This window comes from Paraburkholderia sp. MM5477-R1 (genome assembly GCF_050436385.1).
Classification (GTDB): Bacteria; Pseudomonadota; Gammaproteobacteria; order Burkholderiales; family Burkholderiaceae; genus Paraburkholderia; species Paraburkholderia tuberum.
The window spans coordinates 1,264,140-1,278,655 of record NZ_JBNDMC010000005.1 but is presented as its reverse complement, the minus strand read 5'-3'; the positions used below and the strand labels follow the sequence as shown (position 1 = coordinate 1,278,655).

Below are 14,516 nucleotides of genomic sequence, written 5' to 3'. Positions count from 1 at the left end.
CGCGAAGCTGCACAGGCGTTTCGCGCCAACGTGAAAAAATTTTAATGTAAGCCCCAGCGCATGCGAATCCTGCTGATCGAAGACGATATGCGCGCCAGCCAGTTCCTGGCGCGTGGCCTGAGCGAGAGCGGTCTGATTGTCGACACGGTGGCCGACGGCGCGACCGGGCTCGCCTATGCGCGTGAGCGCATCTACGACGTGATTGTGACTGATCGGCGCTTGCCGGCGCTCGACGGCCTGGCTCTCGTCCAGCAGTTGCGCGCCGGCGGGGATACGACGCCGGTACTGATGCTGTCGGCGGTCGGCGGCCTGAACGAACGCGTGGAGGCGATTCGCGCAGGTTGCGACGACTATCTCGTGAAGCCGTATGCGTTCGTCGAAGCGCTGGCCAGAATCGAGGCGCTCGCGCGGCGCGCCGATCGAAGCAGGATGAGCGAGCGGCTCGAATGTGCGGATCTGGTACTCGACACGCGGGCGCGGACCGCAAACCGCGGCGGTCGTGATCTGCGCCTGCAGCACCGCGAATTCCTTTTGCTCGAATGTTTGGTGCGCCGCGAGGGGCAGGTCGTGACGCGCAGCATGCTGCTCGAGGCGGCCTGGAATTACGATTTCGAGCCGCGCGGCAACATCATTGATATGCACATGCATCGGCTGCGGGCAAAGGTCGATCGTGATTTTCCCGTGGCGCTGATTCATACGGTGGTCGGCGCGGGATACGTGTTGAACCCGGCGCCCTGACACGCGCGGAACGCCTTGTAAGCCCCGGCTCGGGCGCGCCGACGCGGCATGTTGCGCCGCATTAAATTTTTTTAATTAATGGGCGAAAGCGCCGACAGGACCCGCTGGCTAATCTGGCGACACTTCTAGTTGCCGGAGCGTTCTCCAATGTCAGGACTGTCCCGTTGGGCGCCGCTTTCGCGCGCCGTCAGTCCACCTGCGCGCGTATCGTGCCTGCGCGCCGCCTTATGTGCGCTCGGCCTCGCGTTGCTGGCCGGGTGTTCGCTTGTGCCTGCCTATCAACGGCCGGGCGCGCCGCTGCCGCAATCCTTCGATGGGGCGGCCGGTGGGTCGCTCGCCGCTACCGTGCCCGTCAGAAGCGGCTGGTGGCGCGAGTATCACGACCCCGCGCTCGACGCGCTGGTCGATCGCAGCCTGCGCAACAACTTCACGCTGGCGTCCGCGATTGCGAGCGTCGAACAGGCGCGCGGCAACGCCGAGAGAGCCGGTGCGCCGCAGTATCCGTCGCTATCGCTCGGCGCCACCTTCGCTCGCAGCCATCAAGGACGTGGCTCGACCACGAAGACTCAGAGCCTGTTCGCCGAAGCCAGTTACGAGGTGGACTTCTGGGGTTTCAACGCCGCCAACGCCAGCGCCGCCGACCTGCTCGCGCGCGCGTCCGGGTTCGATCGCGATACGGTGGCGCTGACGCTGACCGCATCGGTCACCGACACGTATTTTCAGGTGCAGAGTCTGCGCCGCCGGCTCGCGATTGCGCGTTCCATTTCCGACGATGCCGCGCACATTCTGCAGCTGCTGCTCGCGCAACAGCAGGCGGGCGTCGCGACCGAATTGCAGGTACAGCAGCAGCGCAACGCGCTCGCCACCTTCCAGGCGGCCGTGCCGGCGCTGCAACAGCAGCTCGATACCAACATCCATGCGCTTGCGGTGCTGGCGGGCACCGCACCTGAACAATTCACCGTCAGCGACGCCGCGCTCGCCGACATCCCGATTCCCCAACCGCGCCCGAATCTGCCCGCGAGCCTGCTGGAAACGCGCCCCGACATCCGTTCGAAGGAAGCGCAGTTGCAGTCGGCGAATCAGAGTGTCGGCGCGGCGCGCGCGGCCTTTCTGCCGAACATCGTACTGACCGCGGACGGCGGGCTGAGCAGCAAGTCGCTGTCGCATTTCCTGTCGAGCCCGTTCGCCAGTCTCGCCACCTCGCTGGCGGCGCCAATCTTCGATGGCGGCGCGCTGCGTGGCCAGTTGCACGCGAGCCAGGCGGCCCAAGCGAAGGGCGTCGCGGATTACCGCCAATCCGTCATAACCGCGCTGCAGGACGTGGAGGACTCGCTCACGGCGGCGCAACAGCAGCAGCTCGCTGAAGTCGCTGACCAGAACGCCGCCGACGCCGCCCGCAAAGCCGCCACGCTCGCGCAAGCCCAGTACAAGCTCGGCACCGTCGACTTTCTGACCGTGCTCGATACGCAACGCACGCTGTATCAGTCCGAAGACACGCTGGTGCAGGCACGGCTCGCGCGCCTGCAAGCGTCCGTGAGCCTGTTTCGCGCGTTCGGCGGCGGTTTCGGCGTGACCGACGATAGCGATAGCAGCACCGCCTCCACCTCTCCGTCATCCCGCTCATGAAATCTGCAGACCTTCCGAACCACGAGGCGCCCCGCGGACGCGGCCGCGCGCCGCTCATTCTGGCGTTCGCCGTCCTTGTCGCGATGCTGGCGGTGTGGTTCTGGCCGCGGCACCCGGCGGTCAAGGCGGCGACTGCCGTGCCGGTCAACGCCGGTCATCCCGTGAGCCGCGACTTTCCAATTCGCGTCGCCGCGGTGGGCACGGTGCTCGCGCTCAATACCGTAGACGTCAAAGTACGTGTCGACGGCCAGTTGCAGCGCGTCGCCTTCACCGAAGGACAGGACGTGAAAGCCGGCCAGTTGCTGGCGCAACTCGATCAGGGACCGCTCACTGCCCAGTTGCATCAAGCGGAAGCGGCGCAGCGCAAAGACCAGGCATCGCTCGATAACGCGCGGCTCGATCTCGCTCGTTACTCGCAACTGGTCGGCATCGGCGCGGCGACGACTCAGGCGGTGGACACCGCGAAGGCGCAAGTCGAAGCGCTCTCCGCGACGGTCGCTGCGGACGCCGCGTTGGTGCAAAGCGACCGGCTGCAATTGAGCTTCACCACGTTGAGCGCGCCGTTCACCGGACGCGTCGGCGCACGCGAAGCCGATATCGGCGCGATCGTGCATCCGGCCGACACCACCGGCATCGTCACGGTCACGCAGATGGAGCCGATCACCGTGCTGTTCTCCGTGCCGCAGGACGTGCTGCCCGAACTGCTCGCGAATCAGGCGAAAGCGCCGCTGGCGGTGAACGTGACCACGCGTTCCGGCAGCACGCCGCTCGCCGACGGCACGCTCGTCTTCATCGACAGCACGGTCGATACCACGACCGGCCAGATCAAACTCAAGGCTTCGTTCACCAACACGGACCGCAAGCTGTGGCCCGGCGAACTGGTGAATGCGCGTGTGCTGATGCGTACCGATGCAAAGCGGCTTGCGGTGCCGAGCCGCGCGGTGGTGAACACGCAGAACGGCACGCAACTGTACGTGATCACCGCGAACGGTACGGCGCAGATGCGCCCGGTGCAAACCGGCGTCACCGTCGACGGTATGACGGAGATTCGCAGCGGCGTCGCGCGCACGGACCTGGTGGTGTTCGATGGACAAAGTCGGTTGAACCCGGGCGTACATGTGGCGGCGACCACTGTAGCGGCGGTTGCCGAGGCGCCGGCCAATGCCAACCCGGCAGACAGCCAGGCTAATAAGGACAATCCGTCATGAGCCTCATGGAATTGTTCATCAAACGGCGCATCGCGACAAGTTTTCTGGCGGTCGCGGTGCTGCTGGCCGGCGCGGTGGCGTATTTTCTGCTGCCGGTCGCACCGTTGCCGCAGGTCGATTTTCCGACCATCCAGATCGTGGCGAAGTTGCCCGGCGCGAGCGCGGAGACCATGGCGACTTCGGTGGCGACGCCACTGGAGCGGCAACTCTCGTTGATTGCGGGCGTGACGCAGATGACGTCGTCCAGCTCGCTCGGCACCACCAGCATCGCCGTGCAGTTCGACCTGTCGCGCGATATCAACGGCGCGGCGCAGGACGTGCAGACCGCGATCAACGCGGCCGGTGGCACATTGCCGAAGAATCTGCCGAACCCGCCGACCTATGAGAAGGTCAACCCCGCCGACTTCACGTTGCTGTCACTGGCGCTGACTTCGCCCTCGCTCACGCTCACGCAACTCGATAGCTACGCCGAAGACTATCTCGCGCAACAGATATCGCAGATGCCCGGCGTCGGTCTGGTTGATTTCCACGGCGAGCAGCGTCCCGCGGTGCGCATCCAACTCGATCCGGACAAGCTCACCGCACGCGGCCTGACACTCGAAGATGTGCGCTCGATCGTCGGTTTGCAGACGGTCAATGCACCGAAGGGCAGCCTGAATGGCCCGGACCGCTCGGTGATCTTCAACGCGACCGACCAGATTACCACCGCGTCGCAGTATCGCGATCTGGTGGTCGCGTACAAGAACGGCGCGCCGATTCGCCTCTCCGATCTCGGCACGGTGATAAACGCCGCCGAAGACAATCAGCAAGCCGCGTGGCTCCGGCACGAACGCGCGATCATTCTCGATGTTCACAAGCAGCCGGGCTACAACGTCGTGCAGACGATCGCCAACATCAAGGCGAAGTTGCCCGCACTCGAAGCGACGCTGCCCGCGGCGGCGCATCTGCATGTGGTGGGCGATCGCACGCAGACCATCAATGCGTCGGTGCACGACGTGCAGTTCACGCTGATGCTGACGGTCGCGCTCGTCGTCATGGTGATCTTCTCCTTCCTGCGCAACGTATGGGCGACCATCATTCCCAGCCTGACGATTCCGCTTTCGCTGGTCGCCACCTTCGGCATGATGTATCTGCTGGGCTATAGCCTCGACAATCTGTCGCTGATGGGGCTGACCATTGCGGTGGGCTTCGTGGTGGACGATGCGATCGTGGTGATCGAGAACGTGATGCGGCATATCGAAGAAGGTGTGCCCAGAATGAAGGCCGCGCTGCTCGGCGCGATGGAAGTGCGCTTCACCATCATCTCGATGACGATCTCGCTGATCGCGGTGTTCATTCCTATCCTGTTGATGGGCGGCATCGTCGGCCGGCTGTTCCGCGAATTCGCGGTGACGGTGAGCGCGGCCATCGTGATGTCGGCGCTGGTATCGTTGACCGTCACGCCGATGCTGTGTGGCTGGCTGATCCGTTTGCCCGAGCCGGATGGCGGCGGCTGGATGCGCAGGCTCGAAGGAGGGCTTGAAGCGGTCTTCACCGCCGTGGAGCATCGCTACGAGCGCGGCCTCGATTGGGTACTGGACCGCCAGAAGCTGATGCTGGCCGTCACGGTGGCGACGGTTGTCGCGACCGGCGCGTTGTTCGTCGTAATCCCGAAGGGATTTTTTCCGCAGGAGGACTCCGGGCTGATCATGGGCGTCGCACAAGCCGCGCCGGATATCTCACCGCGCTCGATGTCGCAGAAGATGCAGCGGCTTGGCCATCTGATCGAAGCCGATCCTGCCGTCGACAACGTCTACTTCTGGATGGGCGCCAATCCGACAGTGAGCCAGGGGCGCGTCATGATCAACCTGAAGCCCTTTGGGCAGCGCAAGGACAGTGCCGCACAGGTTATCAATCGTTTGAAGCCGCAACTGGCGAAGGTGATGGGCATTTCATTGTCGATGCAGGTTCGCCAGGATATCCAGGTGGGTGGCCGCATCAGCGCTGCGCAGTATCAGTACACGTTGCAGGACCCCGACATCAGCGAACTGAATCACTGGGCGGGCGTGCTGACCGATCGCCTGTCGAAGCTGCCGCAACTCGCCGACGTCACGTCCGACCAGCAAGCCGCCGCTACCAGCGCAACACTCGTGATCGACCGCAGCACGGCTTCGCGTTTCGGCATCACGGCCCAAGCCATCGACGACACGCTCTACGATGCATTCGGCCAGCGGCAGATTGCGACGCTTTTCACGCAGTTGAATCAGTACCACGTCGTCGAAGAAGTCGATCCACGGTTTCAATTGACGACGGATGCACTCGCGCATCTCTACGTGCGTTCGCCGCTCACGAACGAATTGGTGCCGCTCAACACGCTCGCCCGGATCGAAAACAATGTGTCACCGATCTCGGTGAATCACCAGGGCCTGTTCCCGGCCGTGACGATCTCGTTCAATCTGGCGGCGGGTCAGTCGCTTGGCAACGCGGTGGCGGCGATTCAACAGGCCGAAGTCTCAGCAGGCACCCCCGATAGTCTGACGGGCTCGTTTCAGGGCACGGCGCAAGCGTTCCAGGCGTCGCTCGCGAGTGAGCCGTATCTGATCGCCGCGGCGCTCGTGGTGGTCTATCTGATTCTCGGCATCCTGTACGAAAGCGCGATTCATCCGCTCACCATCATTTCGACGCTGCCCTCGGCGGGTGTGGGTGCGTTGCTCGCATTGATGCTGTGCGGTCAGGCTCTGTCGATCATGGGCATGATTGGCATCATCCTGCTGATTGGTATCGTCAAGAAGAACGCGATCATGATGATCGACTTCGCGCTGGTGGCCGAGCGCGAGCAAGGCCTGTCGCCGCGCGAAGCGATCCGCCAGGCCTGTGTGCTGCGCTTCCGTCCAATCATGATGACGACGCTCGCCGCGCTATTCGGCGCGCTGCCGCTCGCGCTCGGGCACGGCGCGGGTGCCGAATTGCGCGTGCCGCTCGGCATAGCGATTGTCGGGGGACTGATTGTTTCGCAAATGCTGACGTTGTTCACGACGCCGGTCGTGCACCTGTGGTTTGACCGTCTGTCGCATTGGCTCGCTGATTGGCGTACGAAGGACAGTGTGGTCGAGCAGCATACCGTCGCTTGACGGCCTTCAGCCTGCCCGGGGGGCTTCTTTGTGGTTCTGTCGCGCTAACGATTACAGCTTGAGCAAAGCGTGATATCGGTAGTACTACTCACGCTACCAACGAGTAGAATTGTTCGGCTGCAGTCGGGGCGACGCCATCGTCACACATCTGCCCCTTGCGGATCATGTGTGCGATTTCTATGCCAGACAGGATGATGCGCGCACAGCGGAAATCCTTGAACCCCAGCATCGGTTTGATGATGCGTTTGATGGCACGGTGATCCTGCTCGACGACGTTGTTCAGGTATTTGTTTTGACGGACCTTGATCGGTGTTAAACGCTCGGCATTGAGCGCTTCAAGCGCAGCCAGATTCGCGCCACTCCTGTCCACGGTGATTGTCTCGGGCTCGCCGTTCTGTTCAATCGCCTTCTCGAAGTAGCCGCGCGCCGCGGCCTTGTCCCGATGGGCGCGCAGCAGGAAATCCACCGTATTACCTGTCTTGTCGACGGCACGGTACAAGTATTTCCATTGGCCTTTGACCTTGACGTAGGTCTCATCGACCCGCCAGCTCTTGCCCACAGGCCGTTTGCGTTTGCGGAATGCTTTTTCAAGCACCGGCAGCAGCTTAATAACCCACCGGTGCACGCTCGAATGATCCACCTCGATACCCCGCTCGGCCATCATTTCCTCGAGGTTACGTAGGCTCAGTGAGTACGCCACGTACCACCGCACGCACAGCAGGATCACGTCCAACGGGTAGTGCAGCCGCTTCAGTACCTTGCCAATGCCAGCGGGCAGCGTCTTGCGCGGCGTTTGCGTCTTTGCCATGATGCTTATCATGCGTTGCGGTCCACGGATTTTACTTGACCGCGTTAATGCGACAAAACCCAGAATCGCCACAAACTCCTTCGGCAGCAGTATGAAGGACGATCGCCGCGCGGCCTATCGGCATTGTTCAGCCGCAGCCGCTCGCTAGCCCTGATCGCCGCCGCCGACCGGCAGCACGGTGCCGGTGATATACGACGCGTCATCGGAAGCGAGGAACAGGATCGCGCCGACCTGTTCGTCGATCGTGCCGTAGCGATGCATCAGGCTCGACGCGATCGTCTGATCGACGATGCCCTGATACCACGTCGCTTCCTGCTCGCTTTGCGGTGCCGTATTGCGCGGCACGCGGCGCGGCGGCGCTTCGGTGCCGCCGGTGGCGACCGCGTTGATGCGGATGCCGTGTTCGGCATGCTCGAACGCGAGGCTCGCGGTCAGCGCGTTGACGCCGCCCTTAGAAGCCGCATACGGCACGCGATAAATGCTGCGCGTCGCAATCGACGACACATTGACGATCGCGCCGCTCGCGCGCTTCAGCATCGCGGGCAACACCGCGTGGCAGCACCACAGCGTCGGGAACAGCGAACGCCGCACCTCGGCCTCGATCTGCTCTGCTTCATATTCCTCGTACGGCTTCGCCCAGATCGTGCCGCCGACGTTGTTGACGAGCGCATCGATGCGGCCGAACGCCTCGATCGCGAAGGCCGTCATCGCGGCCGCGCCCGCATAGGTTTCGAGGTCGGCGATGAACGCGCGCGCATCGCCGCCTGCGCACGTGATCTCTTCGGCCACCTCGTGCACGATCGGCGAACGGTCGACCAGCACCAAAGCCGCGCCCTCGCGCGCCGCGCGCAACGCGACGCCACGGCCGATGCCCTGGCCCGCGCCGGTCACGACGAGCACCTTGCCCTTGAAGCGATTGGTAAAGGTCGAAGTCATGCTACGTTGCTCGCCGAGAATTTTTCGTAGTAGAAGTTCGCGGGCTCGACGCTGCTGTCGCGCAGCCAGCCCTGCACCGCTTCGACCATCGCGACCGGGCCGCACAGGTAGACGTCGACGTCGCCGTCGTTCAGCCATTCGCTATCCACATGCGCCGTCACGTAGCCCTTGCGCTCGTGGCTGCTCGCGGAATCGACGACACAGGTGCGATAGCTGAAATTCGGCAGCGAGCGCTGTGCCTCTTCGATCTGTTCGAGCGCGACCAGATCGATGTCGTTGGTCACGCCGTACACGAGGCGCACCGGCTGCAGGTTGCCGCTCGCCTTCAGCACGTCGAGCATCGACAGAAACGGTGCGATGCCGGTGCCGCCCGCGAGGAACAGCACCGGACGCTGCGGATCGCGCAGATAGAAGCTGCCATACGGACCCGTGAAGCCGATCTGCTGACCAGGCTGGGCATCGTTGCTCAGAAAGCCGCTCATCTTGCCGTCCGGCACGTTGCGCACGACGAACGCCGCGCGCGTCGCGCCCGGCGCCGAGCTGAACGAGTACGACCGGCTCTCGCCGCTCGCGCCCGGAATCTCGACGTTCACGTATTGACCCGCGAGAAAGCTCGGCGCGCTCGCGCCGTCGATATCGATCGAGAAATGGATCGTCGAATCCGACAGCCGTTCGACCGCCGCGAGCGTGCCTTCGAAACGCGACACCCCGGTCTTGCACGCCGCCGACGACGCCTGCACGCGAATCACCAGATCCGAGCGCGGCCGCGTTTGGCACGCGAGGATATAGCCCTGGCTCGCTTCCTCGGGGGTCAACGCATCTTCGACGTAGCTCGACTCGGGCATGTCGTACGCACCCGATTCGCACAGCCCCCGACAGGTGCCGCACGCGCCTTCACGGCAATCGAGCGGAATGTTGATCTTCTGCCGGTAAGCGGAGTCCGACAGCGTTTCGTTCTCACGGCAGCTGATGAAGCGCGTGACGCCGTCTTCGAACTGAAGTGCAATAGTGTGTTCCATGACCTGTCTCCTGCAACCGCACCGGCTAGATGTGGTAGATGTCGATGACCTGATTGATGTAGTCGTTCTTCAGCACGACGTACTTGCTCAGGATTTGCGGCTGCGCGCCGTTGAAGTCGATCACGTAGCGCGACATGCCGAAGTAGCTGTAGTTCGTCCTGTAGCGATGGCTCAGCGTGTGCCAGTTGAAGCGCACCGTGTACACGCCGTTGTCCGCGCTCTCCACTTCGACGTTGGCCACGTTGTGGCTCGTGCGCGTGTCGGGCATCGTCGCGCTCGAACGCTCGGTCTTGATGCGGAACACGCGGTCTTCGAGGCCCTGGCGGTTCGGATAGTAGATCAGCGAAATCTCGCGCTGCGGATCGGTGACGAGCTTGTCCTCGTCGTCCCACGACGGCATCCAGAACGACGCGTCCGGGTGATAGCAGGCGAGCCACTCGTCCCATTGCTCGTCGTCGAGCAGACGGCTTTCGCGAAACAGGAAAGCCTGAATATCGGTGATGGCGATGTTGCTCATGCACGGCTCCCCGGCGCATTCAGCGCCTTTTTCATCGTGTCGATCCAGTAGCGGTGCTGCACCGTGTAGAGGCCCTCGTCCTCGGTCTTCACACCGCTCATCACCGGGTTGAGGCCGATCTTTTGCGCGGCTTCGTCCGCGCCGTCGATCCAGTGCTTCGAACCGCGGCACATGTCGTTCCATTCGACCGCGCGGCCCGCGTAGCCCAGCTGGCAGGCGCGGAATTCCTCGAGGTCGTCGGGGGTGGCCATGCCGCTCACGTTGAAAAAGTCCTCGTATTGACGGATGCGGCGCGAGCGCGCTTCGTCGGACTCGCCCTTCGGCGCGATGCAGTAGATCGTCACCTCGGTCTTGTTGACCGACAGCGGCCGCAGCACGCGAATCTGCGAGCCGAACTGGTCCATCAGATACACGTTCGGGTAGAGGCACAGGTTGCGCGAGTTCTGGATCATCCAGTCCGCGCGCTCGGTGCCGCAGCGCGCGGCGAATTCCTCGCGACGGCTGAAATTCGGACGGTCTTCTGGATTCGCCCAGCGCGTCCACAGCAGCATGTGACCGTGCTCGAACGCGTAGAAGCCGCCGCCCTGACGGCCCCAGCTGCCGGCATCCATCGCGCGGATCTTGTCTTCGCGCGCGTTCTCTTCCTTGCGATGATTGGTCGTTGCCGCATAGTTCCAGTGCACGGCCGACACGTGATAACCGTCCGCGCCGTTTTCGGCGGTCAGCTTCCAGTTGCCTTCGTACGTATAGGTCGACGAGCCGCGCAGCACTTCGAGACCGTCTTCCGACTGGTCGACGATCATGTCGATGATGCGCGCGGCCTCGCCGAGGAACGTTTCGAGCGGCGGCACGTCATCGCTGAGGCTGCCGAACAGGAAGCCGCGATAGTTGCCGAAGCGCGCGAGCTTCTTCAGGTCGTGCGAGCCTTCCTTGTTGAAGCAGTCGGGATAGCCGGCCTCCGCGGGGTCCTTGACCTTCAGCAGCTTGCCGCTGTTGTTGAAGGTCCAGCCGTGAAACGGGCACGTATAGGTCGCCTTGTTGCCGCGCTTGTGGCGGCACAGCATCGCGCCGCGATGCGTGCACGAGTTGATGAACGCATTCAGCTCGCCCTGACGATTGCGTGCGATCACGACCGGCTGACGGCCCATGTAGGTCGTGAAGTAATCGTTGTTGTTCGGAATCTGGCTTTCGTGGGCCAGGTAAATCCAATTGCCCTCGAAAATGTGCTGCAGTTCGAGTTCGAACAGACGCTCGTCGGTAAACGCGCTGCGATGCAGGCGGTAATCGCCGCGCTCGCGGTCTTCCACGAGAAAGTTGTCGATGTTCTTCAGTTGCGGAGTGTGATCCGGGTAGATCGGAATCATGCCTGTCTCCTGATTCGGACTGTTGGTATGCGTGCGACGCACGCGTATAGGGAGCGGCCTGCCTGCCGGGAGGCCGGCGGCCGGTTGGTCTTTCACGTCGGGGAGCGGAGGCGGTGCGCCTCCGTATGGCGTCAGGCCGTGGCGCGCAAGCGCTCGACCTTCGGCACGGGAGGCGGGACCTGGTGCCTGAGGGAATCGGTGGACAACCCTTGCATCGGGGTTGCGATATCAGCATGTCTCATTGCTGCTCCTGAACTCTTTCTAGGTCTTGGATCCCATGCGCGAGGATTTGCCTGCGCCGTCTCCAGGGGCCGACCGACGCTTCAGACCGGGCCGAGTTATCGATGCTCGGGAGGTATAATTTTGTGGGGCGTCTACGGTAACTGAAGGATAGTTCCACGCCATTTGCATCGTCCAACACTGATTTGGTATCGCGACGATACTTAAAAGGTATTTCTATGGAACTGCGCCATCTGCGCTACTTCGTGGCCGTCGCCGAGGAATGCAATGTCACCAAGGCCGCCAAACGTCTGCATATTGCGCAGCCGCCGCTGAGCCGGCAGATCCAGCAGCTCGAAGACATCCTTGGCGTGCAGTTGTTCGAGCGCAACTCGCGGCCGCTGAAGCTGACCGAGGCTGGCCGCTTCTTCTATTCGCACGCCGTGCAACTGCTCGCGCAAACGACGGAAATCGAGGCGATGACGCGGCGCGTCGGCAAGATCGAGCGCAGTTTGTCGGTGGGCTTCGTCGGCTCGACGCTGTACGGCATGCTGCCGAAAATCATCCGGCGCTTTCGTACCGAGAACAGCACCGTCGAGCTGAGCCTGCACGAGATGTCGACGATGGATCAGATCAAGGCGCTCAAGGAAGGCCGCATCGACGTCGGCTTCGGCCGCATCCGTCACGAAGACCCGAGCATCCGGCGCGTCGTGCTGCGCGAAGAACGGATGATCGTCGCGCTGCCGCTCGGCCATCCGCTGATCGCCGCGAAGCCGGTGCTGTCGCTGCACGACCTGACCGGCGAAACGTTGATCATTTTCCCGAAGGCGCCGCGGCCCAGTTACGCGGACCAGGTGCTCGCCGCGTTTCACGATCGCGGTCTGAAGCCGCAGCGGCTCTACGAGACGCGCGAATTGCAGATCGCGCTCGGCCTCGTCGGCGCGGGCGAAGGCATCTCGATCGTGCCGGCGAGCGTGTACGGCTTGCAGCGCGGCGACGTCGCCTACAAGGACCTCGACGATCAGAACCTCGTGTCGCCGATCATCATGAGCATGCGCATGCTCGACGAATCGGCCGACATCCAGCGCATGCTCGAACTGATCTATGCGCTGTACGACGAAGAGCAGATGACGTATCTGCCGCCTGCGCATCAATAGCGCGGAATACCCGGTTCGCGGCCGGACGTCCAGACAGCCATCTGACCAAGGTGGGCTTGCCGGCCGCAACGTGTCGAATCATGTCGTGTTCCTGCAGCAGGGCAAGATCGAGGAGCAAGGCGATCCGCATGAGGTGCTGACGAATCCGCATAGCGAGCGGTTGCATCAGTTTTTGGCGGGGCGGTTGAAGTAGTTGCGATGGGACACAGCGAGTCGTCCGTCGCCGGCGAGCGTCGACTAAGGGTTCGACACAACCCATGCGTTCCCGTCGACCGCGATCTTCACCGCATCGAGGCTCGCCCCCGCGCACGGTCCCTCGATACAGCGTCCATCTTCGAAGCGGAACAGCGCGCTGTGATGCGCGCACATCAACACCTGCGCGCGATAGCACAGCACCTCGCCACGTCCGATGCACCGGACGCACCCGTTCGCGCACTTCGCGCACTTCGCGCACTTCGCGCACTTCGCGCATGCCGGGCTTGTCGGTCGCGAAGACCGCGAAAAAACGTGCCATCGTCATCAACTCCGATCGAGGATGAAGTCGTAGCGCGCTTCGCGGAACGGTCCATCGAAACCGAAGCGGCGCGCGAGTTCGTGATCCGCGGAGCACTCGCGATAGTCGACCATCAGCGAGGGCTTCACGCCGAACACCGCGTCCGAATCCAGATACGGATCCTCGCGATCGAACACATGCGTGACCAGTGTCCGATGCCCCGGCGCATCTATCATGAAGTGCAGATGCGCGGGTCGCCACGGATGCCGTCCAGTCGCTTCGAGCATGCGGCCGACCGGGCCGTCGGTCGGAATCGGATAACTGACTGGCACGATCGTCGAAATCGCGTAGCGGCCTTCGGCGTCGGTGCGAAAACGTCCACGCAGATTGCCGTGCGGCTGCTCGGTGTCCTGCCCCGAGTACATGCCGTTATCGGCGGTCTGCCAGACGTCGAGCACCGCGTTGGCGACCGGCTCACCGTCCGTCGACAGCACGCGCCCATGCACGAGTGCGGGCGTGCCCGGCGTGAACGCGATGTTCTCGCCATATGCGCGCTCGGGCATGCCGCGAATATAGAACGGACCGAATACGGTGGTGTCGGTCGCGCCCGTCGCGAGACGGTGATTGATCGCGTCGACGAGCATCGATACGCCGAGCGTATCCGACAACAGGATGAATTCCTGACGCACGAGGTCATCGCACATCTTGCCGGTGTCGGTCAGAAAGCGAATGGCCGACATCCATTCGGCCTCGGTCGGCTCGACTTCACGCACGAACGCATGCATGTGCCGCACGAGGCTTTGCATCAGCGTGCGCAGCCGTTCGTCGGGCGTGCCCGCGAAGCTTGCTACCACCTGCTCGGTCAGGGCCTGCTCGGCTTCTTTGCTGTCTGTCGACATGTCTTCCTCCATCGATTGTTCTGGCGGCGCTGCGTTGGCCAATGCTCAGGCGGGTTCAGCGCCCTGCCACGCACGTTGCAGCGGCGCGCGGATCGCGTCGCGCGCCACGCGACGCGGGTCCGCATACGGATTCTTGCACGCGAGATCGGCCGCTTCGTCGAGTCCCTGCTCGGGCATGCCGATCTGCGCGAGCGCCATCGGAATGCCGAGCGCGCGGTTCAGTTCGAACAGCAGCGGACCCGCGTCGGCCGCGCGCTTGCCGCCGAGCGCGCGTGCGACGCGCGCAAGCGCATCGGGCGCGGCGCTGTGGGTGTAGTGTGCCGTATGCGGCAGGTTAAACGTACCGCCCAACGTATGACACAGCTTGTGATGGGAAGTGAATGCTGTTTCGCTGCTAATCGCTGAATCTGTCAATCCGTCAC

The 14,516-nt window shown here is 63.2% G+C and carries 11 protein-coding genes and 3 pseudogenes; 6 read left to right on the top strand and 8 right to left on the bottom strand.

What is annotated here, in order from left to right:
- Window positions 1–60 precede the first annotated feature (60 nt).
- The 4 genes from OKW35_RS18190 (at window position 61) to OKW35_RS18175 (ending at window position 6,682) form a co-directional block, all read left to right on the top strand.
- Window positions 61–738: a response regulator transcription factor gene (locus tag OKW35_RS18190; RefSeq protein ID WP_429552759.1), complete on the top strand. Its 678-nt coding sequence runs from the start codon at window positions 61–63 to the stop codon at window positions 736–738.
- A 147-nt stretch (window positions 739–885) separates the two neighbouring features.
- Window positions 886–2,364, top strand: coding sequence for an efflux transporter outer membrane subunit (locus tag OKW35_RS18185; protein ID WP_429552758.1), 1,479 nt, complete (start codon window positions 886–888; stop codon window positions 2,362–2,364).
- Window positions 2,361–3,572: an efflux RND transporter periplasmic adaptor subunit gene (locus tag OKW35_RS18180; RefSeq protein ID WP_429552757.1), complete on the top strand. Its 1,212-nt coding sequence runs from the start codon at window positions 2,361–2,363 to the stop codon at window positions 3,570–3,572. The genes OKW35_RS18185 and OKW35_RS18180 overlap by 4 nt, the downstream gene beginning before the upstream one ends.
- Window positions 3,569–6,682 carry an efflux RND transporter permease subunit gene (locus OKW35_RS18175; RefSeq protein ID WP_429552756.1) on the top strand — a complete coding sequence of 1,038 codons (3,114 nt, stop codon included), beginning with the start codon at window positions 3,569–3,571 and terminating at the stop codon, window positions 6,680–6,682. The genes OKW35_RS18180 and OKW35_RS18175 overlap by 4 nt, the downstream gene beginning before the upstream one ends.
- A gap of 88 nt (window positions 6,683–6,770) precedes the next feature.
- Here the strand turns inward: OKW35_RS18175 and OKW35_RS18170 are convergent, their stop codons facing one another.
- The 5 genes from OKW35_RS18170 to benA all read right to left on the bottom strand — a co-directional run bounded on the left by OKW35_RS18170 (window position 6,771) and on the right by benA (window position 11,326).
- Window positions 6,771–7,502, bottom strand: coding sequence for an IS6 family transposase (locus tag OKW35_RS18170; protein WP_429552806.1), 732 nt, complete (start codon window positions 7,500–7,502; stop codon window positions 6,771–6,773).
- 132 nt (window positions 7,503–7,634) lie between these two features.
- A complete protein-coding gene (locus OKW35_RS18165; RefSeq protein ID WP_429552755.1) occupies window positions 7,635–8,426 on the bottom strand; it encodes a 1,6-dihydroxycyclohexa-2,4-diene-1-carboxylate dehydrogenase in 792 nt (263 codons plus the stop codon).
- Window positions 8,423–9,445, bottom strand: coding sequence for a benzoate 1,2-dioxygenase electron transfer component BenC (benC, locus tag OKW35_RS18160; protein WP_429552754.1), 1,023 nt, complete (start codon window positions 9,443–9,445; stop codon window positions 8,423–8,425). Before benC ends, OKW35_RS18165 begins: the two co-directional genes overlap by 4 nt.
- 25 nt (window positions 9,446–9,470) lie before the next feature.
- Window positions 9,471–9,962, bottom strand: coding sequence for a benzoate 1,2-dioxygenase small subunit (benB, locus tag OKW35_RS18155; RefSeq protein WP_184061809.1), 492 nt, complete (start codon window positions 9,960–9,962; stop codon window positions 9,471–9,473).
- A complete protein-coding gene (benA, locus tag OKW35_RS18150) occupies window positions 9,959–11,326 on the bottom strand; it encodes a benzoate 1,2-dioxygenase large subunit (RefSeq protein ID WP_429552753.1) in 1,368 nt (455 codons plus the stop codon). Before benA ends, benB begins: the two co-directional genes overlap by 4 nt.
- A gap of 458 nt (window positions 11,327–11,784) precedes the next feature.
- Here benA and OKW35_RS18145 point away from each other — a divergent pair, with 458 nt between their 5' ends.
- On the top strand, window positions 11,785–12,702 hold the full coding sequence (locus tag OKW35_RS18145) for a LysR family transcriptional regulator (RefSeq protein WP_184061807.1): 918 nt from the start codon (window positions 11,785–11,787) through the stop codon (window positions 12,700–12,702).
- A 52-nt stretch (window positions 12,703–12,754) separates the two neighbouring features.
- A pseudogene (locus OKW35_RS18140) lies at window positions 12,755–12,895 on the top strand (histidine/lysine/arginine/ornithine ABC transporter ATP-binding protein); the annotation flags it as partial.
- Window positions 12,896–12,939: 44 nt separating this feature from the next.
- On the opposite strand, the pseudogene OKW35_RS18135 reads toward OKW35_RS18140, so the two are convergent.
- From OKW35_RS18135 to OKW35_RS18125, 3 genes and pseudogenes are all read right to left on the bottom strand, one after another.
- Window positions 12,940–13,104, bottom strand: a pseudogene (locus tag OKW35_RS18135) (Rieske (2Fe-2S) protein); the annotation flags it as partial.
- Between the two features lie 117 nt (window positions 13,105–13,221).
- Window positions 13,222–14,094 (bottom strand): intradiol ring-cleavage dioxygenase, encoded by an 873-nt coding sequence (locus tag OKW35_RS18130; RefSeq protein WP_429401977.1) that lies wholly within the window; start codon window positions 14,092–14,094, stop codon window positions 13,222–13,224.
- A gap of 45 nt (window positions 14,095–14,139) precedes the next feature.
- Window positions 14,140–14,466, bottom strand: a pseudogene (locus OKW35_RS18125) (maleylacetate reductase); the annotation flags it as partial.
- Window positions 14,467–14,516 lie beyond the last annotated feature (50 nt).

Bases quoted from the DNA above. Each gene is read 5' to 3' on its own strand.
- OKW35_RS18175 (WP_429552756.1), top strand. From the start codon at position 3,569: ATGAGCCTCATGGAATTGTTCATCAAACGGCGCATCGCGACAAGTTTT.
- benA (WP_429552753.1), bottom strand. From the start codon at position 11,326: ATGATTCCGATCTACCCGGATCACACTCCGCAACTGAAGAACATCGAC.
- OKW35_RS18185 (WP_429552758.1), top strand. From the start codon at position 886: ATGTCAGGACTGTCCCGTTGGGCGCCGCTTTCGCGCGCCGTCAGTCCA.
- OKW35_RS18180 (WP_429552757.1), top strand. From the start codon at position 2,361: ATGAAATCTGCAGACCTTCCGAACCACGAGGCGCCCCGCGGACGCGGC.
- benB (WP_184061809.1), bottom strand. From the start codon at position 9,962: ATGAGCAACATCGCCATCACCGATATTCAGGCTTTCCTGTTTCGCGAA.
- OKW35_RS18190 (WP_429552759.1), top strand. From the start codon at position 61: ATGCGAATCCTGCTGATCGAAGACGATATGCGCGCCAGCCAGTTCCTG.
- OKW35_RS18170 (WP_429552806.1), bottom strand. From the start codon at position 7,502: ATGATAAGCATCATGGCAAAGACGCAAACGCCGCGCAAGACGCTGCCC.
- OKW35_RS18130 (WP_429401977.1), bottom strand. From the start codon at position 14,094: ATGTCGACAGACAGCAAAGAAGCCGAGCAGGCCCTGACCGAGCAGGTG.
- benC (WP_429552754.1), bottom strand. From the start codon at position 9,445: ATGGAACACACTATTGCACTTCAGTTCGAAGACGGCGTCACGCGCTTC.
- OKW35_RS18145 (WP_184061807.1), top strand. From the start codon at position 11,785: ATGGAACTGCGCCATCTGCGCTACTTCGTGGCCGTCGCCGAGGAATGC.
- OKW35_RS18165 (WP_429552755.1), bottom strand. From the start codon at position 8,426: ATGACTTCGACCTTTACCAATCGCTTCAAGGGCAAGGTGCTCGTCGTG.